This is a genomic window from Pseudoclavibacter sp. RFBB5 (assembly GCF_002931555.1).
GTDB lineage: Bacteria > Actinomycetota > Actinomycetes > Actinomycetales > Microbacteriaceae > Pseudoclavibacter.
The window spans coordinates 107,349-131,727 of the sequence record NZ_PSTZ01000006.1 but is presented as its reverse complement, the minus strand read 5'-3'; the positions used below and the strand labels follow the sequence as shown (position 1 = coordinate 131,727).

Annotated in this window: 17 protein-coding genes and 2 tRNA genes; 9 read left to right on the top strand and 10 right to left on the bottom strand. The window is 69.7% G+C overall.

Translation table 11 applies throughout. The features are described from left to right. Positions 1-2 precede the first annotated feature (2 nt). Positions 3-3,077, top strand: a complete 3,075-nt coding sequence (locus tag C5B97_RS07150) for a DEAD/DEAH box helicase (protein WP_146080753.1) — start codon at positions 3-5, stop codon at positions 3,075-3,077. 69 nt (positions 3,078-3,146) lie between these two features. Here C5B97_RS07150 and C5B97_RS07145 read toward each other — a convergent pair. Then, positions 3,147-3,220: transfer RNA gene (locus tag C5B97_RS07145), tRNA-Gly, on the bottom strand. A 142-nt stretch (positions 3,221-3,362) separates the two neighbouring features. On the opposite strand from C5B97_RS07145, the gene C5B97_RS07140 reads away from it, so the two are divergent. Continuing rightward, positions 3,363-3,439, top strand: a tRNA-Pro gene (locus C5B97_RS07140). 217 nt (positions 3,440-3,656) lie between these two features. Beyond that, positions 3,657-5,288, top strand: coding sequence for a Mur ligase family protein (locus C5B97_RS07135; RefSeq protein ID WP_104311423.1), 1,632 nt, complete (start codon positions 3,657-3,659; stop codon positions 5,286-5,288). Positions 5,289-5,400: 112 nt separating this feature from the next. Here the strand turns inward: C5B97_RS07135 and C5B97_RS07130 are convergent, their stop codons facing one another. Together C5B97_RS07130 and C5B97_RS07125 are read right to left on the bottom strand one after the other, a co-directional pair. After that, complete coding sequence (locus tag C5B97_RS07130; RefSeq protein ID WP_104311422.1) at positions 5,401-6,825, bottom strand: DUF2252 domain-containing protein; 1,425 nt, start codon at positions 6,823-6,825, stop codon at positions 5,401-5,403. A gap of 103 nt (positions 6,826-6,928) precedes the next feature. Further along, the gene (locus tag C5B97_RS07125) at positions 6,929-7,378 is read right to left on the bottom strand and encodes a GNAT family N-acetyltransferase (RefSeq protein WP_104311421.1); all 450 of its coding nucleotides are present in this window, start codon (positions 7,376-7,378) and stop codon (positions 6,929-6,931) included. 110 nt (positions 7,379-7,488) lie between these two features. Between C5B97_RS07125 and C5B97_RS07120 the strand changes: the two genes are divergently transcribed. Both C5B97_RS07120 and C5B97_RS07115 read left to right on the top strand, forming a co-directional pair. Next, positions 7,489-8,151 carry a hypothetical protein gene (locus tag C5B97_RS07120; protein WP_104311420.1) on the top strand — a complete coding sequence of 221 codons (663 nt, stop codon included), beginning with the start codon at positions 7,489-7,491 and terminating at the stop codon, positions 8,149-8,151. 138 nt (positions 8,152-8,289) lie between these two features. After that, a complete protein-coding gene (locus tag C5B97_RS07115; RefSeq protein ID WP_104311419.1) occupies positions 8,290-13,722 on the top strand; it encodes an SCO7613 C-terminal domain-containing membrane protein in 5,433 nt (1,810 codons plus the stop codon). 35 nt (positions 13,723-13,757) lie between these two features. Here the strand turns inward: C5B97_RS07115 and C5B97_RS07110 are convergent, their stop codons facing one another. From C5B97_RS07110 to C5B97_RS07100, 3 genes are read right to left on the bottom strand one after another with little or no spacing between them, the layout of a single operon-like run. After that, on the bottom strand, positions 13,758-14,720 hold the full coding sequence (locus C5B97_RS07110; protein ID WP_104311418.1) for an Fpg/Nei family DNA glycosylase: 963 nt from the start codon (positions 14,718-14,720) through the stop codon (positions 13,758-13,760). Further along, positions 14,713-15,258 (bottom strand): ribose-5-phosphate isomerase, encoded by a 546-nt coding sequence (locus C5B97_RS07105; protein ID WP_104311417.1) that lies wholly within the window; start codon positions 15,256-15,258, stop codon positions 14,713-14,715. The genes C5B97_RS07110 and C5B97_RS07105 overlap by 8 nt, the downstream gene beginning before the upstream one ends. Beyond that, entirely contained in the window at positions 15,258-15,866 is a 609-nt protein-coding gene (locus C5B97_RS07100) for a DsbA family protein (protein ID WP_167516612.1), read from the bottom strand. Before C5B97_RS07100 ends, C5B97_RS07105 begins: the two co-directional genes overlap by 1 nt. Before the next feature lie 81 nt (positions 15,867-15,947). Here C5B97_RS07100 and pepN point away from each other — a divergent pair, with 81 nt between their 5' ends. Further along, the gene (gene pepN, locus C5B97_RS07095) at positions 15,948-18,503 is read left to right on the top strand and encodes an aminopeptidase N (protein WP_104311415.1); all 2,556 of its coding nucleotides are present in this window, start codon (positions 15,948-15,950) and stop codon (positions 18,501-18,503) included. A 68-nt stretch (positions 18,504-18,571) separates the two neighbouring features. Here pepN and C5B97_RS07090 read toward each other — a convergent pair whose 3' ends face one another. Further along, positions 18,572-19,057, bottom strand: a complete 486-nt coding sequence (locus C5B97_RS07090; RefSeq protein WP_104311414.1) for a glutathione peroxidase — start codon at positions 19,055-19,057, stop codon at positions 18,572-18,574. 89 nt (positions 19,058-19,146) lie between these two features. Here C5B97_RS07090 and C5B97_RS07085 point away from each other — a divergent pair, with 89 nt between their 5' ends. Next, positions 19,147-20,073, top strand: coding sequence for a mechanosensitive ion channel family protein (locus C5B97_RS07085; protein ID WP_104311413.1), 927 nt, complete (start codon positions 19,147-19,149; stop codon positions 20,071-20,073). Continuing rightward, positions 20,073-20,525 carry a globin gene (locus C5B97_RS07080; protein ID WP_104311412.1) on the top strand — a complete coding sequence of 151 codons (453 nt, stop codon included), beginning with the start codon at positions 20,073-20,075 and terminating at the stop codon, positions 20,523-20,525. Before C5B97_RS07085 ends, C5B97_RS07080 begins: the two co-directional genes overlap by 1 nt. A gap of 30 nt (positions 20,526-20,555) precedes the next feature. On the opposite strand, the gene gdhA is transcribed toward C5B97_RS07080, so the two are convergent. Both gdhA and C5B97_RS07070 read right to left on the bottom strand, forming a co-directional pair. Next, positions 20,556-21,902 (bottom strand): NADP-specific glutamate dehydrogenase, encoded by a 1,347-nt coding sequence (gdhA, locus tag C5B97_RS07075; protein WP_104311411.1) that lies wholly within the window; start codon positions 21,900-21,902, stop codon positions 20,556-20,558. Between the two features lie 76 nt (positions 21,903-21,978). After that, complete coding sequence (locus tag C5B97_RS07070) at positions 21,979-22,686, bottom strand: hypothetical protein (protein WP_104311410.1); 708 nt, start codon at positions 22,684-22,686, stop codon at positions 21,979-21,981. Between the two features lie 64 nt (positions 22,687-22,750). Here C5B97_RS07070 and C5B97_RS07065 point away from each other — a divergent pair, with 64 nt between their 5' ends. After that, a complete protein-coding gene (locus C5B97_RS07065) occupies positions 22,751-23,725 on the top strand; it encodes an acyl-CoA thioesterase II (protein ID WP_104311409.1) in 975 nt (324 codons plus the stop codon). 62 nt (positions 23,726-23,787) lie between these two features. Here C5B97_RS07065 and C5B97_RS07060 read toward each other — a convergent pair whose 3' ends face one another. Then, positions 23,788-24,285, bottom strand: coding sequence for a thioesterase family protein (locus tag C5B97_RS07060; RefSeq protein ID WP_104311408.1), 498 nt, complete (start codon positions 24,283-24,285; stop codon positions 23,788-23,790). Between the last annotated feature and the right edge of the window lie 94 nt (positions 24,286-24,379).

The window sequence follows — 24,379 nt, the reverse complement described above, 5'->3', positions numbered from 1 at the left end:
CGGTGACCCATCCGAGTGAGCCCAAAGCGCCAGCGTCGTGGCGGACCGCGCTCGGGCGGCTCCTCGAGCAGCCGGGTGCCGCGGAAGCGGCCGCACAGGCGGCGCCGCACGAGCGGGTGGTGCCCCTTGCGCTGCAGTTCGAGGTGCGGGAGCTCATCCCCCGCACCATGTACCGCTGGAACGGGCCGACGTCGCGCCGAGCATTCACGGGCGAACGTGGCGCCGGCGTCGGGCTCGACGAGCTGCGCCTCGGCGTTCGGCCCGTCATGCAGGGCGTTCGCGGCAAGTGGGTCAAGGGCGACCTCACGTGGGCGAGGCTGCAGCACCTCCGCGGTCGCCGCGACCTCGACCCGCGGCACCAGGCCTGGTTCGCGCAGTTCTTCGCCCTGCACCGCGCGGCGCGACCCGCGGAGCCAGGCCAGGACAGCGAGTGGGTGTTCCTCGACGAGGCGACGAGTCCCGTCATGTGGACCATGCTGGGGGAAGCCGTCGGCCTCGACGTCGCCTTCGTGGGCACCGGCAAGCGCGGCAGCATCACCCTCGAGCGCTCATCCAACCTCACGCTGGACGCCCGCAGGACCGAGGACGGCCTCGACGTCGCCCCGCTCCTCCTCATCGGGGATGCGCCCGCCGACTTCGACACGGCACGACCGGTCGGCGACCACGGCGTCTACGCCTTCGATGCTGACAACCCCGACCGCATCCGCCTCGCGCCGAGCGACACGCGTCTCACACAAGCGCAACTCGCTCTGCTGGAGCCGGGCAGGGCGCACCGAGCGCGGTTCACGGTGCCGAGCGCCGATGCCGCAGAGTTCGAAGCGGCCCACCTGCCTGAGCTCGCGGCGCACGTGCGGCTGGGGAGCACCGACGCGTCGGTCCGCATCCCCGAACCGGCGCCACCCGAGCTCGTCCTCACGACCACGTTCGGCCCGAGGCACAGCCTGGAGCTGCGCTGGAAGTGGACGAACCCCCGATCGCGAGCAACGCCGCCAGCACTCTCTTCCGTGATCGACGAGGGCCTGCTGCCGCGCGACTGGATGCCGGAAGACGTCGACGAGCCGGGCTCCCTGCCCGCGCGGGTGACGCTCACGCAGATCGACGCGGCTCGCTTCGCCGCCGAAACACTGCCTCGCCTCGAGGCTCTGCCCGGCATCCGCGTCGAGACCGTCGGCACTCCGCCCCAGTACCGCGAGCTCCACGGTGCACCCAACCTGACCGTCACGACCGTGCCCACCGAACGGCACGACTGGTTCGACCTCGGCGTGACCGTCACGGTCGACGGCAAGGTGATCCCGTTCACGAAGCTCTTCAAGGCGCTCGCCCTCGGCAGGCCCAGGCTGCTGCTCATCGACGGCAGCTACCTCTCCCTCAAGCATCCGGCGTTCGAACCCTTGCGCGAGCTCATCAGCGAGGCGCAGGGGCTCAACGAGTGGGAGCCGAACCGACTGCAGATCAGCCGGCGGCACGCGAGCCTCTGGTCGGACTTCGAAGACCTTGCCGACGAGTCCAAGCCGGCGGTGGAGTGGCGGGAGCTGCTCCGCGAGCTGCAGGAGGACGCCCCGTCACGCATCGTCCCTCCCCGCGGACTCCAGGCAGAGCTGCGCCCCTACCAGCAGGAGGGCCTCGACTGGCTCGCGTTCCTCTGGCGGAACAGGCTCGGCGGCATCCTCGCCGACGACATGGGGCTCGGCAAGACGCTGCAGACGCTCGCACTTGCACAGCACGCACGCGAAGAGGCGCCGGAGGGCCACGAGCCCGCGCCGCTCCTGGTCGTCGCACCCACGTCCGTCGTCGCGAACTGGGCCTCGGAGGCGGCGAGGTTCACCCCAGAGCTGGTGACGCGCATCGTCGATGCGACGCAGGCCTCCTCGGGCCGACGGATCGCCGATGTCGCAGCCGGGGCGAGCATCGTCGTCACGAGCTACGCGCTCTTCCGCCTCGACTTCGAGGCCTACCGCGCCGTCGCCGAGGAGACGGGATGGTCAGGCCTGGTGCTCGACGAAGCACAGTTCGTCAAGAACGCGAACTCCCTCGTCAGCGAGTGCGCGCGCGAGCTGGAGGTGCCGTTCAAGCTCGCGATCACGGGCACCCCGCTCGAGAACTCCCTCACCGAGCTCCACGCGCTGCTCGCCATCACCGCCCCCGGCCTGTTCCCCTCAGCGCGACGATTCGGCGAGGAGTACGTGCGCACGATCGAGGGCAAGCGGCAGGGGGTGAGCGAGGGCGTCGGCGCGGGCCTCAGCGAGCCGGCGAGCGCCGAGGTGCGGGCCAAGCGGCTCGCACGACTCCGCGCGCGCATCCGCCCCTTCCTGCTCCGCCGCACCAAGGAACGCGTCGCGCCCGAACTGCCGGAGAAGCAGGAGCAGACGCTGTTCATCGAGCTGAGCGACGAGCATCGCGAGCTCTACGACCTCTACCTGCAGCGGGAGCGCCAGAAGCTCTTCGGCCTGCTCGAGGACCTCGACAAGAACCGCTTCACGGTGTTCCGCTCGCTCACGCTCCTCAGACTGCTCGCCCTCGACCCCGCGCTCATCCACGCCGGGCTCGACGGCATGGCACCGGGAGACGTCCCGTCGAGCAAGCTCGATGCCCTCCTCGAGCACCTCACCGATGTCGCCGCCGAGGGGCACCGTGCGCTGGTGTTCAGCCAGTTCACCTCCTACTTGAAGCTCGTCGCCGCACGCCTCGAGACGCAGGGCATCCCGTACGTCTACCTCGACGGCACGACCACGAAGCGGGCCGACGTGATCGCCTCGTTCAAGGAGGGCACGGCCCCCGTGTTCCTCATCAGCCTGAAGGCGGGCGGCTTCGGGCTGAACCTGACGGAGGCCGACTACGTCTTCCTGCTCGACCCCTGGTGGAACCCCGCGAGCGAGGAGCAGGCCATCGACCGCACGCACCGCATCGGGCAGCAGCGACGCGTCATGGTCTACCGGATGATCGCCGAGGGCACGATCGAGGAGAAGGTCATGGCGCTCAAGGAGCGCAAGGCGAGGCTCTTCGATGCGGTGATCGACGACGACGAGCTCTTCAGCACCGAGCTCTCCGCCGATGACATCCGAGACCTGCTGGTGTAGGCCACCGGAAAGAAGCGAGCACCGACGAGAAAATCCCGGCAGCCCTGCGTGGGCTGACCGGGATTTCGCTGGAGGGGCTGACGAGAATCGAACTCGCATCATCTGTTTGGAAGACAGAGGCTTTACCACTAAGCTACAGCCCCGAATCGGGACGAAGAGAATGCTACCGCATGTTGGAGTTGTCCGTGAACTCGCACCCCGCCCCGCGCGTCGCAGCGGGCTGTGTGGTCTGCGACACCCCGCGCGTCCGGTAGCATTACCTGCGGTTCGCCGAGCGATCGGCACCGGGGTGTAGCTCAGCTTGGTAGAGCGCCCGCTTTGGGAGCGGGAAGTCGCAGGTTCGAATCCTGTCACCCCGACCAGACCCGCCAAGGCCCCCTCTCGAGGGGGCCTTTCGCGTTCCCCTCATGTGCCGTTCATAGACGCCTCACATGCATGCCGGGTGGTCCACATATGGATCGTCGTTATCTTCCTGTTATCTGCACGTCGGCGTGATGAGGCTTCGTCGCACCGTCGGCGGCCGAGGCGTTGCAGTGAAGGCCATCCGCGGCGCCCCAGCGCACTCCGAGAGGAACACCATTGCAGTCAGACCTGGCCCGCCCCAACAGCCCGCACTCCGTTCCGCTCACGGCGGTCGCTGACGCGACCGGTGGGTCGGTCTCCGCGGCGAGCGCGCACGTCGAGGTCACCGGTGTGTCCAGCGACTCCCGTCGCATCCGACCCGGCGATCTCTACGTCGCCATTCCCGGCGCACAGCGGCACGGCGCCGAGTTTCTGCCCGCCGTCGTGCGCGCCGGAGCCGTCGCCGTCCTGTCCGACTCGGCAGGGGCCGCCCTGGCGGCCGAGCACGGGCTTCCTGCCATCGTCGTCGAGAACCCGCGCGCGGTGATGAGCATCGCCGCCGGGACGGTCTTCGGAACCGATACCACAGCTCCCCCGCTCTTCGCCGTGACCGGCACCAACGGCAAGACGACGACCAGCTACCTGCTGCACGCGCTCTTCCTCTCGCTCGGCCTCAAGGCGGGCCTCTCCGGAACCGTCGAACGCATCGTCGGCGACGCGCGACTCGAGACCCGCCTCTCCGGCCGCCTCACGACCCCAGAGTCGGACTACCTGCACGGGCTCGTCGCCCGCATGACCGAGGACGACGTGCAGGCGGCGGCAATCGAGGTCTCCTCGCACGGGCTCGACGGTGCCCGCGTCGACGGTCTGCCCTTCGAGAGCGCGATCTTCACGAACCTCTCGCAGGACCACCTCGACGTCTATGGCACGCTCGAGAACTACTTCGCCTCGAAGCTCACGCTCTTCACCCCCAGGCACGCCAAGCGCGGCGTCATCGCGGTCGAGGACGAGTGGGGTCGTCGCGCGGCCCGCGAGGCGCAGATCCCCGTCGTCACGGTCGCTCGGGACACGGCAGAGGGCGCGGACATCGCTGACTGGCTGCTCCACATCGACGCCGAGGGCCTCGAGCGCACCGACTTCACCCTTCGCGGACCGAACGGTGAGGAGCTCACCTCCAGCATCGGCCTGCCGGGGGCCTTCACGGCCCTCGATCTGTCGCTGGCGATCGTGGCCGCCATCGGCGCCGGACTCGCCTCCCTCGACGAGATCCGCGAAGCGCTTGCCGCCACCGACGGCCTCCACCCGGTTGTCCCCGGCCGCCTCGACCTCGTGTCGGGCGACTCCGAGCTGCGCGTCTACGTCGACTACGGCCACACGGCGGCCTCGTTCCGCGCCGTGCTGCACGCGCTCCGCCCCTTCACGCCAGGCCGGCTCTTCATGATCTTCGGCGCAGACGGGGACCGCGACAAGGGCAAGCGGCCCGAGATGGCTCGCGCCGCAAGCGAGGAGTCGGACGTCGTCATCGTCACCGACTACAACCCGCGCACGGAAGACCCGGACGACATCCGCCGCACGCTCGTCGAGACGATCCGCGCGGAGTTCCCCGAGCGGGAACTGTACGAGATCGCCGACTCGGCAACCGGCATCAACCACGCCATCGCGATGGCGGAGGTCGGCGACCTGATCTTCATCGGCGGCCACGGCCATCGGGCTGATGTCGAGGTCGACGGCCGCATCGTCCCCTACTCCGCCAGGGAGGCGGCGGCGAGCGCACTGCGCGAGCACGGCTGGCTGCAGCAGCAGGGCGCACCCGCCGCCTTCACGGCTGTGGATGCGGACAGCGCCTCACGCACGCAGCGCGCTTCCTAGCCTCGTTCCGTCGCAGACCTGGGCCTCCTGCATCCGAATCGCAGCTCGTGGATGCGGGAAGCCCAGGTCTGCACCCCCGCGAGGCCAGCCCGCCCGGGGCACCCGGGGCACCCTAGCGGTCGGAGACAGCCTCGAAGTCGCCACGGTCTCGGGCCGCGAGGAGCTCCGCGTAGTCGAGGGCGGACTGCTCGGCGTAGCCGATGGCCCACTCCGCCATCGCCCCGTCGAACGACCCGCTCTTGCCGAGGTAGCCGGCGATCATGGGGGCGATCGGGCTCTGCGCGTGCGCACGGGCCAAGATCGTCCCGCATGCCTCGCCGTACTTCGAGAACTCCGAAGGAGTCAGCTGCTCGAGCTCGACCGAGCCCTTCATGTCCCTGAACTGCCGCACGTAGAAGTCGCGCTCGATCCCATCTTCGCCCGCGAAGCGAAGGTAGCCGAGGAAGGGGTCGGAGACGGCCTGCAGGATGCGCTGGCAGCTCACGACCCGGTACCCCTCGCCGAGCTCGTCGTACTCGGCGCGCGTCCGCGCCTGCAGGAGCCGCCGCGGGTCGACGTCGCCGTAGGTCTCGAGCACCGACGCCGGCGCCTCCTTCACCTGCAGCACCAGCGCCTCACCCGCGGGCCCCGTCAGGATCAGGATGAAGCACCGCGTGCCGACGCTGCCGACGCCGACGGCCCTCCGCGCGACGTCCGTGAGCGTGAAGTTGCCGAGCAGGAACGCCACGTCGGTGCCCACCGTGGCGCGGTACTGCTCGAAGAGCTCCTCGACGCGCGCCTCCGACTCCGGGGGGACGTGCGTCATCACGGGCGGGTTCTCCACGATGAGCCGCGTCCCGTCGGCCGCCCGCTCGGTGAGCTTGTCCACGAACTTCTGGGACGTGCGCTTCCTCGCGCTCTTCGTCGCCTTCGCGAGAACATCCTGCGCCTCCGTGCGGAACGACGGGTGCGCCACGTCCGTGTCGAGCCGAAGGTAGTACCGGTCGAGCGCCGAGTGGCCGACCATCTCACGCATCCCCTCCCGGTAGGCGGCCGCCGTCTTCCTCGCCGCCTTCCTCGTCTTCTCCTCGGTCAGCCCGAGGTCGCGGGCACCCACGACGACGCTCGCGACGAGCCGCTTGAGATCCCACTCCCACGGTGCTGACGCTGCTTCGTCGAAGTCGTTGAGGTCGAACACGAGCGTGCGCTGGGGCGAGGCGAAGAGTCCGAAGTTGCTGAGGTGGGCATCGCCGCACGCCACGACCTGGATGCCCGTGCTCACGCCCTGCGCGAGGTCGTGCGCCATGATCGCAGCAGTGCCCCGGTAGAACGTGAAGGGGCGCTCGAGCATCCGACCCATGCGCAGCGGCACGAGATCGGGCAGTCTCGCCGCGTTCTGCTCGGCGAGGATTGCCTTCGGGTCGCGCTCTCCTGCGACGAAGATGGCATGCTCGACGTGCGGTTGCGTCTTGCGGAGCGCCTTGCCCGCCGCGTAGAGCTCGTCACGGCTCGGGCGCGGCGCGCGGTCACGCTGCAGGCGGCTGAGGTGTGTCGGCATCGGGGTGGCCTTCCTCGTCGAAGCGTCGAGCTGGAGCCCGGTCTGGCACAGTGTCTCGCGATTCAGTGAACGCCGAAAGACGCAGGCTCCACCCCGAGAGCCATCACGACACGATGTCGTAGGTGACCCACGACGTCTCTGCAGCAACCGCGTCGTACAGGCGGCGCGCCGTCGTGTTGTCCTCCGCGGTGATCCAGCGCACGACGCTCAAGCCGGATTCCCGCGCATAGTCGCCGAGGTGCAGCAGCAGCGCCCTCCCGGCGCCGCCTCCGCGAACCGCCGTCGAGGTGAAGAGGTCATCAAGGTACAGCCCCGTCGTCGCAGACAACGGGCGAGCGAAGCGGCGCACGTGTGCAAGCCCGCCCAGGCGTCCCTGCTCGTCGACCGCGACGAAACCGTGCGTCTCGTGCGCCTCGTCACCGAGCCAGGACCAGACCACATCCAACTTCGACTCGTCGGCCGGCACCCCGTAGAACTCACGGTAGCCCCGATAGAGCTCGCGCCACTGGGGCTCGTCAGCGGACGTCACAGGGCGCACATTCCAGTCAGTCATGCCGCAAGTCTCCGCCTCCACGGCCGCATGCGAAAGTCGAAGAGGCGTGAAGGGGACCCTGAACAGCTCACGGTTGGACGTACCCGCCCCGGAGACGTAGAGTCTCCGCCGTGGATCTGTTCAAGTACCTCCGCCCAGCCTCGACCACACCCCAGGCCGAGCACCAGCCGCACGGCGTTCACAACCCGCGGGAAACCCTCCGCGCCAAGACCGTCGAGCTCATCCGTCCTGGCTTCGTGTCTCTCGACGAGGCCCTCGAGACGGCAGGCTCATTCGCTGAGGATGAAGCGCTGCCCGTCCGCGCCGACGAGATCGAGCGAATCGTCACCGCGACCTGGGATGACCTCGCCGACTGCCAGCGCGACTGGTCCAGCGAGGGCGACTACGAGAAGCTCCGTGCCGCATTCGCCGACCTGGAGCGAGCCGGTGTCGTCGCCCGCATGAACTTCGCCTGCTGCCAGAACTGCGGACACGCCGAGATCGAGGGCGAGAAGCTCACGAAAGCCCAGAGCGGGTACGTCTTCTTCCACCAGCAGGACGCTGAACGCCTCGCCGGCGACGACGCGCAGCTCTTCCTCGCATTCGGGCTCTTCGCGTCGCACGACGCAGGGACGGCCGACGAGCGTGCTGACGCTGAGCGCCAGCTCGGGCGCCTGATCGTCGCGACGATGCGCAGCAACAGCCTTGCTGTGGACTGGGATGAAGAGCCCTCGAGCCGCATCTCGGTGTCGATCAGCAACTGGCGAAAGCGCCTCCCGCTCGTCAGCGCCTGACCGGCGCACCACCTTCGGCCCCGGCAACCACGGGCTGCATCCCTGCGGGAACCTCCTCCCCAACCCCTGTCTGAAAACCGGCATTCCGGCGGCGCGCTCGCTAGGCTGACGGCCAGACGACCCAGGGGGATACGCAGAGTGACTGACGCAGGAGCGGGCAGACCAGCCCAGAGGCCACGGTTCCCGAAGACGCTCGGCGATCTGACCGACCCGAGCAAGTGCCCGTCGTGTTTCGAGACCTACGGGGCTCCAGGCGCCTCCTGCCCGAGCTGCGGATTCACCCGCGATCCTGCCGTCATCGGCCACCTGCTCGACCTCGGCGCGCAGGCGCGCGAACCGCTGCTCGCCCGCGGCGAGTTCATCGTCGCTGCCGGCGAGCAAGCCCGGGCCAAGGCGGCCGCGGCGCTCCGCGCTGAGCAGGCACGAGCAGAGCAGAGCCGTCTCGAGAGCGAGCGGCAGGGGCGAGCTCAGGCCAGTGAAGCGGTCCTCGCGGCCGACCACGCGCGGCTCCTCGGGGGCGCCGCAGGGCACCTCGGGGCGGAGGCGACCGCAGTACCGCAGCAGGCTCCGGCCGATCGCTGGGCCCAAGCCCACGTTCCTGCAGCCGGCCAGGCACCGCCCGCGCAGCGCATGCCCCCAACGCATCCAGACCAACCGCAGCGGCCCCGACGTTCCAGCGTGCAGCTCCTGCTGCTGGTGCTCGGCATCGGACTCCTCAGCATCGCCGCAGTCGTCTTCCTCACCTTCGCCTGGGTCGTCTTCGGCGTCGAGGTCAAGGCCGCCATCACGGCAGGAGTGACCTTGGCGGTCGTCGCCACGGCGAGCATCCTCAAGCGGCGCAAGCTCTCGGCGACCGCCGAGGGCATCGCCGCGCTCGGCATCGTCCTCGTGGTCCTCGACGTCTGGGCTGTGCAGGCGACGGGGCTCTTCGGCGCCGGCCGCGTGCCCGGGACGCTGTACTGGGGCGTCGGGCTCCTCGTCGCGACAGCCGCGTTCGAGACGTGGCATCGCTTCGCACACCTGCGAGCCCCCGGGATCGCGGCGAGCCTCACCGTTCTGCCGGCGATCGCGCTCACCGTGGCCGGCGCCACCTCCGCGGCGCTCTCCCCCGTCCAGCGACTCGTGCTCGCGCTCGTCCTCGCGGGCGCCGCCTCCGCCCTCCACGTGCTCCTGCGGGTCAAGCAGTCGCCTCCGACCACCGCAGGGCCGCATCCGCCCACCGCCGACGCGTTCAGCGCAGCCACACCGCGCTCGCTCGAACGCTGGATCCTGTCCGTCATGGGCGTCGTCGCACTGGCCGCGGGCGTGCTCTCCGGCGCGGCCGCGGCAACGGGCAAGGACCCATGGCTCGGCTACGCAGTCCTGTTCGTCATGGCGGCCGCTTCCGCCGCCCTCCTCGCCTGGCTCGTCAGCCGCGAGCGCGGTGCGCTCGGCGGCCGCACCCTCCTCGTCGCGTTCGGCGTCCTCTCCGCGCTCGCCCTCGGCGCGGTGCCGCTGAGCTTCACCGGCCCCGTGAGGCTGGCGCTCTCGCTGGCACTCATCCCGGTGGCGCTCGCCGCCGGGCAGGTCCTCAGAGCTCGGCTCGCCAACTCCGCCGAGTCGACGGCTTCGTCCGTGCAGATCGCGGTCACCGCCTGGAGCTGGACCACCGTCGGCGCAGCCGTCGTCCCGGTCCTCTCACTCGCACTCGACGTACTCCCCCTCCGCGCCCTCCTGGCATTCGTCAGCGCCGACCAGGCAGGCATGGCAGAGGCATTCGCGGGGGCGCAAGGCGGAACCTGGTGGGCCATAGCGAGCGGCGCGGTCGGGCTCGCTCTCGCGGCGGGCCTGCTGCTGCTCGCCCCCGGGCGACTCCAGCGCCTCACGCCCGCGCTCACTGCAGCCGGGTCCTTCCTCGCACTGTGCGCCGCCGCCAGCACCCCTGGACCCTTCGGCGTCACCATCGCGAACCTGGCGATCGCCGCCGCGGCAGTCGTCGGTGCCGCGCTGCTTGCGCGGAACCTGTCAGCCGCTCCGCAGGACGACCCGCACCGGGTCGGGCTGCTGGTCACCCTGCGGTACGTCGCCGGAGCTGGCATCCTCGCCTCGTTCCTGCCGGCCCTCGCGGCAGCCCCGTTCGAGACCGCCGCCCTCGTCGCTGCCGCCGCGCTCACGTTCTGCCTGCGCTTCTCCGTGCCGACGAGCCTCTCGGCACTCCGCCCGGTGCTCACCGCGCTCACAGCCCTGCAACTGCTCGCCGTTCCGCTGCTCGTGGCCTTCGCACACGATGCCTGGAACTCGTCCGGCGTGCTCGGCACGAGCCTCGCCGTCACGTGCGCGTATCTCGGCATCGCGCTCCTGCTCACCGCCGCGATCCTCCTCCCCAGGCCGTGGCTCGTCGCGGCCGAGCGCACGTTGCTCGCCTACTCGGCGGCGATCCCGACCCTCGCGGCATCGTTCGTCCTGCTCGCGATCGTCCGAGCGGCGGCGAATCGCGCTGACGGCGACGCCCTGCTGACCGCTTCCGCCTCGCCTCTCGGCTCGCTCTGGTACGTGGGAGCCGCACTCGGCGCCCTGCTCGTCGCCACGATCAGCGTCGTGGCGCTGCGCCGAAGGCAGGACGACGACGTGCCAGCGGTGGCGCCGCTCCTCCCAGCCATGGTGCCAGCCCTCTGGGCGACGTTGGGAGCGCTCGCCGCCGCATTCGTGGTGGCCTCGCCCCTTCCGGCCGTCGCCGCGTCGCTCGGCGTCGTCGCCAGCCTCTTGGTCGCCGGAGGCACCCTCGTCGCGAGGCTCCGCTGCGCACTCGCGTCCCGTGTCCTTCCCGCCGAGCTGGCCGTCGCTGCGGTCGCCGTCGTAGCGCTCGCGAGTACGCCAGCCTTCACGGGCGCGCTCGGACAGCCAGCAGGGGCTCAGTACGTTGCCGCGACGATCGTGATCGCGGCGGCCGTTCCCATCCTGCTGGCGATCTCCCCCTCGGGGCTGTTCCAAGCCAGAGGACGCGCGTTCCTGGCCTGGATCGGCGTCGGACTCCTCACCGCCGCGTGGTACGTGTTCGCCATCGGCACCCCAAGCATCGATACCGCCGAGCGCTTCCACCTGCCAGCCGGAATCCCGCTCGCCGCCGCCGCCCTGCTGCTCTGGTGGTTCGGCCGCGCCCGCAGTGCACGCGAACCCGCGCGTGCCGCCGCGTACATCCTGGCCGGCGGTCTCGCGGTTTCGACCGTCGCCCCTGCCGTGGCCTCGGGTGACACGACCACGAACGCACTCGCCTACTTCCTCGCCGGAGCCGCCGTCGCCCTGGCGGTCGCCGCGTCCGCCAGCACGCTCGGCATCCCGGCCCCCGCGCGCCCGCTGCTCATCTCGCTGAGCGCCGTCTCCGTCGGCGTCGCCGTGCTGTCAGCTCTGTCGCACCTCGGGGCCAAGCTTCGAGGTGAGGCGAACCGGGACGGCCTGCTCACGGGCCTGCTCCCCGGTGCCGAGGCGCTGATCTGGCTCACGGCCTGCGTCCTGCTCGTCAGCGGCGTGACCTGGCTGCTGCTTCGCCCCGTCTGGTCTGCCGACACGACACGGTCCAGGCGCAAGCTGCTCCTCGCCATGGTCGCATCGCTCAGCGGGGCCCTCACCGTCGCGCTCCTGCTCACCACGCGGTTCGACGGCCGGCTCCTCCTGCTCGGGCTCGCGCTGCTCGCGGGGCTCCTCGCCGCAGGCCTCCCGACCCGGATCCTCACCGGCGTCGGCCGCGCGAGCATCGCGCTCGTCGGCCTCCTCGCGCTTGCCTCGCAGGGGTTCGCCATCGCGATCTGGGAGCCAACAGCGGCGGCCATTCTCTGGGTCCAGCAACAAGCCGGAATCACGTCGCTGCTCGTCGGCGTCATCGCAACAGCGGCGGTCGTCCTCGTCCGGACGTTCTCGGAGACGCGCCTCCTCACGAGACTCGCCAGCTACGCGACGGGCGTGCTCGGGTCCTGGATGCTCATCCACCACGTCCAGCTGGTCGGCTTCGAGAGCGCCACGCCGGTGCAGCTCGCTGCCACCGCAGGCGCCCTCGGGGCGCTCACCGCGCTGCTGGGCGTGCTGCTGGCGCCGCAGCAGACGCGTCGAGGTGACGGAATCGCGCTGCGCGCGTTCGGCCTCGTGACCGCGCTGCTCGGCACCGTGCTCGCCCCCAGCGCAGCCGCCGCGAGCCGCACCGATGGCTTCGACGGCTGGACACCGCTGCCACTCGCGGCAGCGCTCGTCGCGGTGACGGCGGTCGTCGCGAGCACGCAGCTCGGTGCCAGGTCGCCCTATGCGCTGCTCCGCTACCTCGGCGTGCCGGTGCTCGCGCTCGCGTGGGTCTGGGAGGTGCTGGCGAACTGGGACGGCGCATCCATCTTCGTGGCCTTCGGTGGCGCCTTCCTCGTGCTCCTCGCCGCAGGCATCGCAACAGCGAAGGTCGGCAGGCGCGCCGACGAGGCGCGAGCTTCGAGCGTCGAGAGCCTCCTCTGGCTCGCCGCGGCTCCCGGGGTCTGGCTCAGCGCGGGCGCGCTCGCCGCCGTCTCGCAGCCGCGCGACGGCGACACCTCGCGCATCCTCTCCCTGACTGTCCCCGAGCTGGCCCTCTCGGTGCTGACGCTGACACTCGTCGTCGTGTGCGCGATCGTTCCGGTCGCCGGTTGGATGCGCGCCTCGGCGAACGCCCTCGGCGTGGGCTCGGCCATCTCGGCCGCCGTGCTCGGCCCCGCCCTCGTGCTCGCCGCCGAGGGCCCGCTGACCCCGATCACGCTGCCGATCTGGGGAGTCCTTCCCGCCGGGCTGGTGCTGATCTTCGCGAGCGCACTCTGGCGGCGGCAGCAGCAGCTCGAGAATCCGCGCCTCGCCGCGCTCGCCGCGACGGTGCTCGTGCCCGTCGCCATCGCGTCGCTCGTGCTCTCCGCGTTCCCGAGCATCCTGCGCGGTGTCGTCGAGAACAACCAGCAGCTCGCGCTGACGTGGGTCGTCGCGCTGTGCGGCCTCACGCTGGTCGCGCTGCTCCGCCCGGAGCTCCTGCCCTCGCTTGCGCCCGCGCACGCCGTTCCTGGCGCCCAGCCGCCGCTGCGCCTGCCTGTCCTCGCATTCTCAGCTGCCACCCTCGTCGCGACCGCAGGCGCGCTCGGCACGCAGTTCCCGATCCCCTGGCTGGAGCTCGCGACCGCCCCGCTCGGTGCCACGTTGCTGGCGGGCGGTCTGTTCTTCCTCGCGAAGCGCCCCACCCTGCGCAGCTGGCCAGCCCTCACGCCCGGCCTGGTGCTGCTGCTCGTGCCGAGTTACCTGGCCCAGTTCGCAGACCCCGCGCCGTGGCGCCTCATCGCGCTCGGGCTCCTCGCGGTCGGCATCACCGTCTGGGGCGCCACCAGGCGCCTGCAGGCGCCACTCGTCTTCGGCGCCATCGTCACCGTGCTGCACGCAGTCACCGCGTTCCGACAGCAGCTCGCCGTCGTCGCCGACGTCATCCCCTGGTGGGTGTGGCTCGCGCTGGCAGGAACGGTGCTCGTCGTCATCGCCACGACGTACGAGGCACGACTGCGCGACGCCAAGCGCGCGGCGGCGTCGATCAGCGCCCTCAGGTGACGGCAGTCGCCGTCGCCTGAGGGCTCAGCGGGCCCTCAGAGCTGGCAGCTGGGGCACCAGTAGAGCTTGCGGGCCTGCATCTCGCCGAGCGCGATGGGTGTTCCGCACACCCGGCACGGCTCCCCCGCGCGTCCGTACACCCAGTGCCGATCCTCACGGTTCTCGAGAGCCGCGGCCTTCGCCTTGCCTCGGAGCCCGTCGATGGTCATCATCTGACCGACTTCCACGCCGATCTTGAGGAGCTTCGTCCAGTCGCGCCACAGCTCCCTGAGCTGCTCGTCGGTCAGCTGCGACGTCGGCGTGTGCGGGTTGATGCCCGCCCGGTAGAGCATCTCGGCCCGGTAGACGTTGCCGATGCCGCTCACGATCTGCTGATCCATGAGCACGATGCCGATCGGCGTCCGCTTGCCCCTCGCTCGTTCGAGAAACCGTGCCTCCGCTTTCGCGCCGCGGTCGACGAGCGGATCGGGGCCGAGCTTCTCGATGCGGGCCGCCACCTCATCGCCCGTCATGAGCTCGCAGGCGGTCGGGCCGCGCAGGTCCGCGCAGGTCTCGGACGTGAGGAGACGAAGCCGCACCGCGCCGACCGGCTCTGGCGGCCACTGGGAGAGCTCCTGCTCACGCTCGGCCTCCGCCATCTTGAGGCGTGTCCGCCGAGGGGCTCCGATGCTCGACAGCGATGTCTCGCCACGCGAGTCCTCAATCGTCACGCCTGGCCGCTTGCGCGAGTACTCGCCCGTCTGGCCCAGTGTCGTCGACACCTGGCCGGAGAAGTCCCAGGCGCCGTAGATGCCGAGGTGCACGCGCAACCAGATCCCGCCGTCGAAGCGCGAGAACATGTGCTTGCCGACGGCGAACGTCTCGACCATCTCGCGGCCATCGATCTCCGCAGCGCCCTCGGCGAAGCGGCCCTGCGGGGACGACGCCGCCACCACGCGACCGGCGTAGTTCGCGGTGAACTGCCGGGCGATGCGATGGACGGAGTGGCCCTCAGGCATTCCCCGCCGGCGTCTCCGACTCCACCATCGGCGGCACGACCGTGCCAACGGAACCGAGCACGGACTTGCCGGCGATCTTGCCGGTCTGCTCGTACTCGGCGAGCTGCGAGATGCGACGCAGGTGACGCTCTTCCCCTGGGAAGGGCTCCGCGATGAAGATGTCGATGAACCTGAGCACGTCGGCGATCTCGTGCTGCCGCGCGCCGATCGAGATGACGTTGGCGTTGTTGTGCTCTCGGGCGAGCTGCGCCGTGGCGTCGCTCCATGCCAGCGCGGCGCGCACGCCGGTCACCTTGTTGGCGGCGATCTGCTCACCGTTGCCCGAGCCCCCGAAGACCACGCCGAGCGACTTCGAGCCGTTCGCCCAGTCGTTGGCGACGGCCTGTGCCGCGTTGATGCAGAACGACGGGTAGTCGTCGAGCGCGTCGTACTCGGCAGGTCCGTGGTCGACGACCTCGTGCCCCTGCTCGCGCAGGTGCTCCTGCAGCTGCTGCGAGAACTCGAGTCCCGCGTGGTCCGTGGCGACGTGGATCCGCATCAGTCGAACACCGGTCCGCGGGTGCGGCTGCGCTTCAGCTCGAAGAAGCCGTCGACCGACGCGGCCATGACGACGCCGTCGAAGAGGCGCAGCGCCTCCTCGCCCTTCGGCGCGGGCGAGATGACCGGGCCGAAGAAGGCGACGCCGTCGATGGCGATGATCGGCGTGCCGACCTCGTCGCCGACGCGCTCCATGCCGGAGAGGTGGCTCGCGCGGTAGCGCTCGTCGAACTCACCGGCGTCTGCGCGCTCGACGATCGACTCGGGGATCTCGAGCTCGGCGATGGCCTCGGCCAGCACCGCGTCGCGGTCCTTGCGACCGCCTGGGTGGATGCGCGTGCCGAGGGCGTCGTAGAGCGCCTTCACCTTCTCGTTGCCGAGGTCCTGCTCGACGCCGGCGACGACCCGGCCGAGGCGCGACGTGCCCTGCAGCATGTCGCGGTACGACTGCGGGATGTCCTTCTCCTCGTTGAGGAGCTCGAGGCTCATGATGTGCCAGGTGATGGTGAGGTCACGGTGGCGGGCGACCTCGTCGATCCATCGCGAGGTCATCCAGGCGAATGGGCAGATCGGGTCGAACCAGAAATCTACTTTGATCGGTGCGGGCATACGCATAAGCCTACTCGGCAGGACTAGGCTGGCCGCCGCAAGCCCGGAATACCCGGGCCCCCTGACCCCGAAGGAGCTGGAATGCCCGGAGAGAACCTGACTCGCGCTGAGTCGGTCGAGCGTCGAGGAGTTGTGCTCGGTGTCGAGCACTACGACGTCGCACTCGACCTCACGACGGGTCCTGAGACGTTCCGTTCGATCACGACGGTGACGTTCTCCGCGGTTCCCGGCGCGTCCACGTTCATCGATGCCATCACCCGCCAGGTGCACAGCGTCGTGCTCAACGGCGAGGCGCTCGACGTGGCGGCCGTGAACGACGGGGTGCGCATCCAGCTCCCGAATCTGGCCGAGCGCAACACGCTGACCATCGACGCCGACGCGATCTACATGCACACGGGCGAGGGGCTGCACCGCTTCGTCGACCCTGCCGACGGCGAGGTGTACCTGTACTCGCAGTTCGAGGTACCAGACTCCCGCCGCATGTTCGCGGTGTTCGAGCAGCCCGACCTGAAGGCGAACTTCACCTTCCATGTGACCGCGCCCGCCGCGTGGCAGGTCATCTCCAACGAGCCATCGCAGGCGCCCCAGCCCATCGATGATGGGCGCGCCGTCTGGCACTTCGGCACCACGCCCCGCATCTCCAGCTACATCACCGCGCTCGTCGCGGGCCCGTACACGGTGGTGCGCGACGAGCTCACGTCCATCGACGGCCGCACGATCCCCCTCGCCGTCTACTGCCGCACGTCGCTTGCGCCGAACCTCGACGCCGACAACATCTTCCGCACCACGAAGCAGGGCTTCGAGTACTACGAGAAGGCCTTCGGGGTCCCGTACCCGTTCACGAAGTACGACCAGCTCTTCGTGCCCGAGTTCAACGCTGGCGCCATGGAGAACGCGGGCTGCGTCACGTTCACTGAGACCTACGTGTTCCGCTCGAAGGTGGCGGATGCGGTGCGCGAGCGCCGTGTCGTCACGATCCTCCACGAGCTGGCCCACATGTGGTTCGGCGACCTCGTCACCATGAAGTGGTGGAACGACCTGTGGCTCAACGAGTCGTTCGCGGAGTTCATCTCGACCCTCGCGACCGCTGAGGCGACGGAGTGGACCGAGAACTGGGTCACCTTCAACGCCAGCGAGAAGTCGTGGGCGTACCGCCAGGACCAGCTGCCCTCCACGCACCCGATCGTCGCCGAGATCCGCGACCTCGACGACGTGCAGGTCAACTTCGACGGCATCACGTACGCCAAGGGCGGCTCGGTCCTCAAGCAGCTCTTCGCCTGGGTCGGCCGGGACGCCTTCTTCGCCGGCATCAACGCGTACTTCTCGAAGCACGCGTGGGGCAACACCGAGCTGCGCGACCTCCTCGCCGAGCTCGAGGTCACGAGCGGCCGCGACCTCACCGAGTGGAGCGCCAAGTGGCTCGAGACGGCGGGCGTCAACACGTTGCGCCCCGTCTACGAGCTCGATGAGAACGGCAACTTCACGTCGTTCGCGATCGAGCAGACCGCGACCGCCGAGCACCCCACGATCCGCCCGCACCGCCTCGCCATCGGGCTCTACAACGTGCAGGGTGACGAGCTCGTCCGCATCCACCGCTTCGAGCTGGACGTGGACGGCGAGCGCACCGAGGTCCCGAGCTTCGTCGGCGGAGCCCTCCCCGACCTGATCATCGTGAACGACGACGACCTCGCGTACGCCAAGATCCGTCTCGACGCGCACTCGGTCACGACCGTGCAGCAGGACCTGCCCAAGCTGCGCGCGCCGCTCTCACGTTCGCTGGTCGTCAGCTCGCTGTGGGACGCGACGAGGGATGCGGAGCTGCGGGCACGCGACTTCATCCGCGCCGTCCTCGGCGTCATCGGCACCGAGACCGAGTCGACGACGCGTCGCACGGTGCTCGGCCAGCTCATCTCGGCCGCGAAGTTCTACACGGCTCCGGAAGACCGCGCTGAAATCGTGGAGGTCGTCACCGATGAGCTCTTCGAGCTCGCGAAGCAGGCGGAGGCGGGCTCGGATGCGCAGTTCAGCTTCGTGAAGGCGTTCGCCTCGCTCGCCGCGACCGGCCCGCAGCTCGACGCCGTCGCCGCACTCTTCGACGGCACGTTCGCGCTCGAGGGACTCGAGATCGACACCGATCTCGGCTGGGAGCTCCTCTACGCGCTCGTCGCCGGCGGTCGCGCCGGCGAGGCCGAGATCGCGGCTCGTCTCGAGACCGACCGCACAGCCGACGGGGAGCGCAGCGCTGCACACGCACGCGCGGCACTCCCGACCCCCGAGGGCAAGGAAGCAGCCTGGGCATCCGTCATGGACCGCTCGGACGCGACCAACGCCATCGTGCGGGCCACCGTCGCGGGCTTCGACCGGGTCAACGACGAGGCGCTCCTCGAGCCCTTCGTCGACCGGTACTTCGGTCACATCTCGACGATCTGGGCCGACCGCAGCTTCCAGATCGCCGAGACGCTCATCGAGGGCTTCTTCCCCGCGGGTCTCGCGACGGCGCGCATCCGTGACGCCGCCGACGAGTGGCTGGCGAACAACGAGGCCGCGGCCCCCGCGTTCCGCCGCATGATCATCGAAGGGCGCGCCGGCGTCGTCCGGGCCCTCGCCGCCCAGGAGCGCGACGCGCAGCCCGAATAGTCACGTGCACGAAGAAGAGGTCGCTTCCCAGCTGGGAAGCGACCTCTTCTGCGTTCGGTGTCGGCTGCCTACTCGGCGAGCGCAGCCTCGATCGCCGCCACGACCTCAGGCGCATCGGGCTCCGTCGTCGGGCGGAACCGCGTCACCGTGCCGTCGCGGGCGATCAGGAACTTCTCGAAGTTCCAGCTGACGCGGCCGGCCTTGCCGTTCGCATCCGGTGTCTTCGTCAACTCCGCATAGAGCGGGTGCTGGGACCGGCCGTTGACCTTGACCTTCTCGAACATGGGGAAGCTGACGCCCCACGTGAGCGAGCAGTACTCCTTGATCTTCGAGGTGTCCGAGTACTCCTGCAGGAACTGGTTGCTCGGGAAGCCGAGCACCGTGAACCCCTGCGGGCCGTACTGACGCTGCAGCTCCTCCAGCTTCTCGTACTGCCCGGAGAGGCCGCACTTGGAGGCGACGTTCACCACGAGCTTCACGGGTTCATACGCCGCGAGCTTCCTGGCCTCGCCGTCGATGGTGGTGACTTCGATGTCGTTCACGTTGAGGCTCATACGGAGGGCAACAGGATGCGCGACTCGCCTATTCCTCGCACGCCGCTCACACGAGACGGAGAGGCGCATCCGCCTACACTCGATGCGCTATGGCAGAATTCTGGACTTCCCTCACGACCGCGCTCGCCCCCTTCGACGTTCCCATCACGATCGTCTTCTACATCCTCGGGGCCTTCGTCTTCCGATGGATCCTGCTGAAGCTCATCGACCGCTCCGTGAAGCAGATCGTGAGCGGCGTCAAGAAGAAGCGCGGCGTGACTGACACGCAGGCGCTCTCGGTCCGATCCCCGCTGGCTGCCGTCCGCACCGTGCAGCGCACTCGCACCATCGGCTCCGTGCTGACGAACATCGTCAACGTCGTCGTGGTCGTCATCCTCATCGTCATGATCATCGCGAAGATCGACCCGGGCATCCTCGCCTCGCTGTCGATCCTGAGCGCGGCGGTCGGCGCAGGTCTCGGTTTCGGTGCGCAGCGCATCGTTGGCGACGTCCTCAACGGCCTGTTCATGGTCATGGAGGACCAGCTCGGGGTCGGCGACGTCATCGACATGGGGGAAGCCACTGGCGTCGTCGAGAAGGTGGGCGTGCGCATCACCCAGATCCGCGACGTCGAGGGCACGCTCTGGTTCGTGCGCAATGGCGAGATCCAACGCGTCGGCAGCTTCTCACAGGGCTGGAACCGCATCGTCTTCGACCTCGCCGTGCCCTACGAGACGTCGCGCGCGCACGTCGAACGTGTCATGCTGCACGCCGCGAAGGAGCTCACGGAAGACCCGGACTGGATGGACTACTTCATCGGCACCCCCGAGATGTGGGGTATGGAGTCCATCTCCTCCGACGCCGTCGTCCTCCGCCTCACCATCCGCGTCCGCCCCGGCACCAGGTGGGAAGTGGAGCGCGAGCTCCGCGCCCGCACGCAGGACGCGCTCAAGTCGGCCGACATCAACCTGCCCTCGCTGAAGGCCATCGTGCTTGACGGGGCCGACGGACAGCCGACCCCGGGAGGCACCGCCTGATGTCGAACATCCCCATCCACCTCCGCGGATCCGACGGCGGCGCGTCGGCCGTGCCGACCCTCTACGACGAGATCGGCGGCATGCCCGCGTTCGACAGGCTCGCCGCAGCCTTCTACGAGGGCGTCCGCGAGGACCCGCTGATGTGGCGCATGTACCCGCAGGACGACCTCGAGGGTGCCACGTGGCGCCTCGGCCACTTCCTCGCCCAGTACTTCGGCGGGCCGAGCGAGTACAGCGCTCAGCGCGGGCACCCGCGGCTCCGGATGCGCCACAACGGCTTCCACATCAACCCGGAGGCTCGGGAGCACTGGCTGCGGCACATGCACGCCGCCATGGACCAGCTCGAGCTCTCCCCCATCCACCGCGCGCAGATGACCGACTACTTCGACCGGGCCGCGACCGCCATGGTCAACACGTTCGAGCCGAGCCCAGGAGCCGAGCCCGACTCCTGAGCTCGGCTGCGACGTCTGCCTGGTCGTCGGTCAGACGACGCCTTGCGCGAGCATCGCATCCACGACACGCGAGAAGCCGGCGATGTTCGCACCGAGGACGTAGTCGCCCGGCTTGCCGTACTCCTCCGCGGTCTCGCTGCAGCGCGTGTGGATGTCGCGCATGATCTCCGCGAGACGCGCCTCCGTGTGCTCGAACGACCAGGAGTCGCGCTGCGCGTTCTGCTGCATCTCGAGCGCGCTTGTCGCCACACCGCCAGCGTTGGCCGCCTTGCCCGGGCCGAACAGCACCCCTGGCTCGGCGCGGAACCGGTCTGCGGCGTCCTTCGTGCACGGCATGTTCGCCCCCTCGGCGACAACGCGGACACCGTTCGCGATCAGGGCTGCCGCCGCGTCGCCGTCGAGTTCATTCTGCGTCGCGCACGGCAGGGCGATGTCGACTGGCACGTGCCACATCGCACCCGGGCTCGCGAGAGCCTGCGCCTTTCCGCCGACACGGTCGACGTACTCGCCCACGCGCTTCCGCTCGACGAGCTTCAGCTGCTTGAGGGCCTCGACGTCGATGCCATTCGGGTCGTACACCGCTCCGGAGGAGTCGCTCGCGGAGACGACCGTCGCGCCAAGCGCGATCGCCTTCTCCATCGCGAAGATGGCGACGTTCCCGGAGCCGGAGACAGCAACCCGCTTGCCGTCGAGGTCATCGCCGGTCGCCTTGAGCATCTCCTGCGCGAACAGCACCGTCCCATAGCCCGTGGCCTCCGGGCGCACCAGCGATCCACCCCAGGTCATGCCCTTCCCCGTCAGCACACCTGCCTCGAAGCGGTTGGTGAGCCGCTTGTACTGGCCGAAGAGGTAGCCGATCTCACGGCCGCCGACGCCGATGTCTCCGGCTGGCACGTCGGTGTGCTCACCGATGTGTCGGTACAGCTCCGACATGAAGGACTGGCAGAACGCCATGATCTCGCGGTCGCTCCGGCCCCGCGGGTCGAAGTCCGCGCCTCCCTTGCCACCGCCGATCGGCATGCCCGTGAGCGCGTTCTTGAAGATCTGCTCGAAGCCGAGGAACTTGATGATGCCGAGGTTCACCGAAGGGTGGAACCGGAGCCCGCCCTTGTACGGGCCGAGCGCAGAGTTGAATTCGACGCGGTAGCCGCGGTTGATCTGCACGTGACCGTTGTCGTCGACCCACGGCACTCGGAAGATGATCTGCCGCTCCGGTTCGCTCAGTCGATGGATGACCGCGAGCTCGAAGTACTCCGGGTGGCGGTCGAGCACCGGGCCGAGCGTGTCGAGCACTTCGGTGACCGCCTGATGGAACTCCGGTTCGCCCGCGTTCCTCGCGAAGATCGCGGTCTTGAGGCTGTCGATGCTGCGGTCCATGGGGTCCTCCGGGGGTGAGGCGCACGTGGGTGCGCGGATGCGGAGCGAGAGACTCGCTCCGGGGCGGTGGCAGCGCTCAGCGTGCCTGGTTCGATCGCAGCAGCACGTTGCCCTGCGTTGTCTCGAGGCGCAGCCACGCTCCGGCGGTGAGGATGCGCGCGTCATCAGCGGAGCGCAGGAACCCGAGGCTGAGAGCGGCGAAGGCCGCGCCGCTCGTGAGGCCGCTCGGCTCGTCGATGACGCGGGTCCACACGTCCGTGCGGACACGTTCGACGAGCGCCGTCCCGAGGTTGCCGGGCACTGCTTCGGCGACCTCAGCGATGCCCTGGTCTGCGGCTGCGATGAGTGTCGCCGCTGGCAGGACACCCGTCAGGCTCCAGCCACCGGTGGGGGCTGCGATACCTGCCCACGACTCGCGGAGTCGCTCTGGCGGGACCGAGAGGTCGAAGCCGACCGTCTCGTCTGCGGACGCGTCGTCCCCCGGTGCGCGCAGCCTGGCGAGACGGTCGAGGAGCGCTCGCAACGGCACGGTCACGTCGAACGCTCCCGCGTGCGCGTCGTCGCCCGCTTCACCGAGGAGCTCGGCGCGGAGCGCGCGCACGCCGAGCACCAGCGGTGAGGTGTCCAGGATGCCCTGCGGCCGCAGCACCGGAACCCAGAACGCCGCAACCGAACCAGTGGCGACGATCCTCACCGCGCCGTCTTCGATGCGTCCGGCTCGACCCAGGAACGATTCGAGATCGCGGGCGGCACGGAGATCGGGGATGCGGAGGACGGGAGACATTGCCATCTAACCTACCCAGTTCTTCCCGAGCGCTCCTGCGGCGGCGGGTCTCTAGACTGCTGGGATGGCAGATCAGCTCCACGAGTCGTCCTCGCTTTCGCCCGCTCAGCACCAGCCTGCGCCGTTGTCGTTCGATGCGCTCGAGGCGCTGTCTCCCATCGAGGCGTTCCTGCACACGTTGGACCTCACCGACACCGGTGCCCGTACTCGGGACGACATCTTCACGGGTCCGAGCCAATGGATGCCCCACGGGCGTGTGTTCGGCGGGCAGGTGGCCGCGCAGTCGCTGGTCGCCGCCGCGCGGACGGTGGCGGCGGATCGTCCGGTGCATTCCATGCACGGCTACTTCCTGCGCCCGGGTGACGTGAAGCTGCCCATCACCTTTGCTGTCGACCGCATCCACGACGGCAACTCGTTCACGACCCGGGCTGTGAGCGCCTTCCAGAGCGGTCAGCCGATCTGGTCGATGATCGCATCGTTCCAGGATGTCGACGAGGGCTTCGAGCACGAGGTGACCATGCCGGACGGCATCCCGGCTCCGGAGGACCTCCCGAGCGAGGCTGATCTGCTCGAGACGGTGAAGGCGACACTCGGCGACGACGCCCCGGAGTCACTGGCCGCGTACTGGCTGCTGAAGCGGCCGTTCACGATGCGGCACGTCGACGGGCCCGTCTATCTCGAGCCCGCCAGCGACCCGACGCCGGCGCAGGCGGTGTGGATCAAGGCGGTGGAGCGCATGCCGGACGATCCGATGCTGCATCGGGCCGCCATCGCCTACGCGAGCGACTACTCGATCCTCGAGCCCATCATGCGCGGCCACGGCCTGACCTGGTCGACGCCGGGGCTTCGCGCGGCGAGCCTCGATCATGGCGTCTGGTGGCATCGGGACGCGCGAGCTGACGAGTGGCTGCTGTACGTCCAGGACTCCCCCGTCGCGCGCGGGGGCCGCGGGCTCTCGCGAGGGCAGCTGTTCTCTCGGGACGGCGCGCTTGTGGCGACGGTCGCCCAGGAGGGCATGGTGCGCCGAAAGCGCAGCTAGCGTGCGCGGCGCGGCGCGGCGCGGCGCGGCGCGGATGAGCCTCCATGCGAGCGCCCGGGGGTTCAGTCGCTGCTGCGGCCGCCGCGGAACGTGAGCGGCTCGTCGAGGTAGGGGGTCCAGGCCTCGCGCTCGCGCTCGTTGATGCGGCGCGGGCGCTGCGTGGCGGCGTCGATGAACACGAGGGTCGAGGATGCGATGACGTACCGCACCCGTTCTGCGCCCTCTGGCTGGCTTTCCTCCGGGCTCCAGATCTCGTAGTCGACCTCGGCGCTGGCCGCTCCCATCTTGGAGATCCACAGCTGCACGTCCAGTGGCTTCGTGGAGTACGGGATGGGCGCGAGGTACTCGATCTCGTTGCGCGCGATGAGCGTGAGCGTGTCGCCTCCCTCGGCGGCTGCGTCGATGATGGCGAGTGGCCGCTCGTCGTCGTTGGAGGCGCCGATGTTCCAGAACGCACGCACTCGGGCTTCCTCGAGCAGTGTCAGCACGCGCGAGTTGTTGACGTGGTTGTAGGCGTCGAGGTCGCTCCAGCGGAGGAGCGTGGGGACGTGGAAGCGCATCGGCGGGGTGGTCCTTGTCGTGTGCGGGTGGGTGGCTGCGCTCGACGGCGCACGGGACGAGGAAACCCCGGGGCCGCATGGTGCGGCCCCGGGG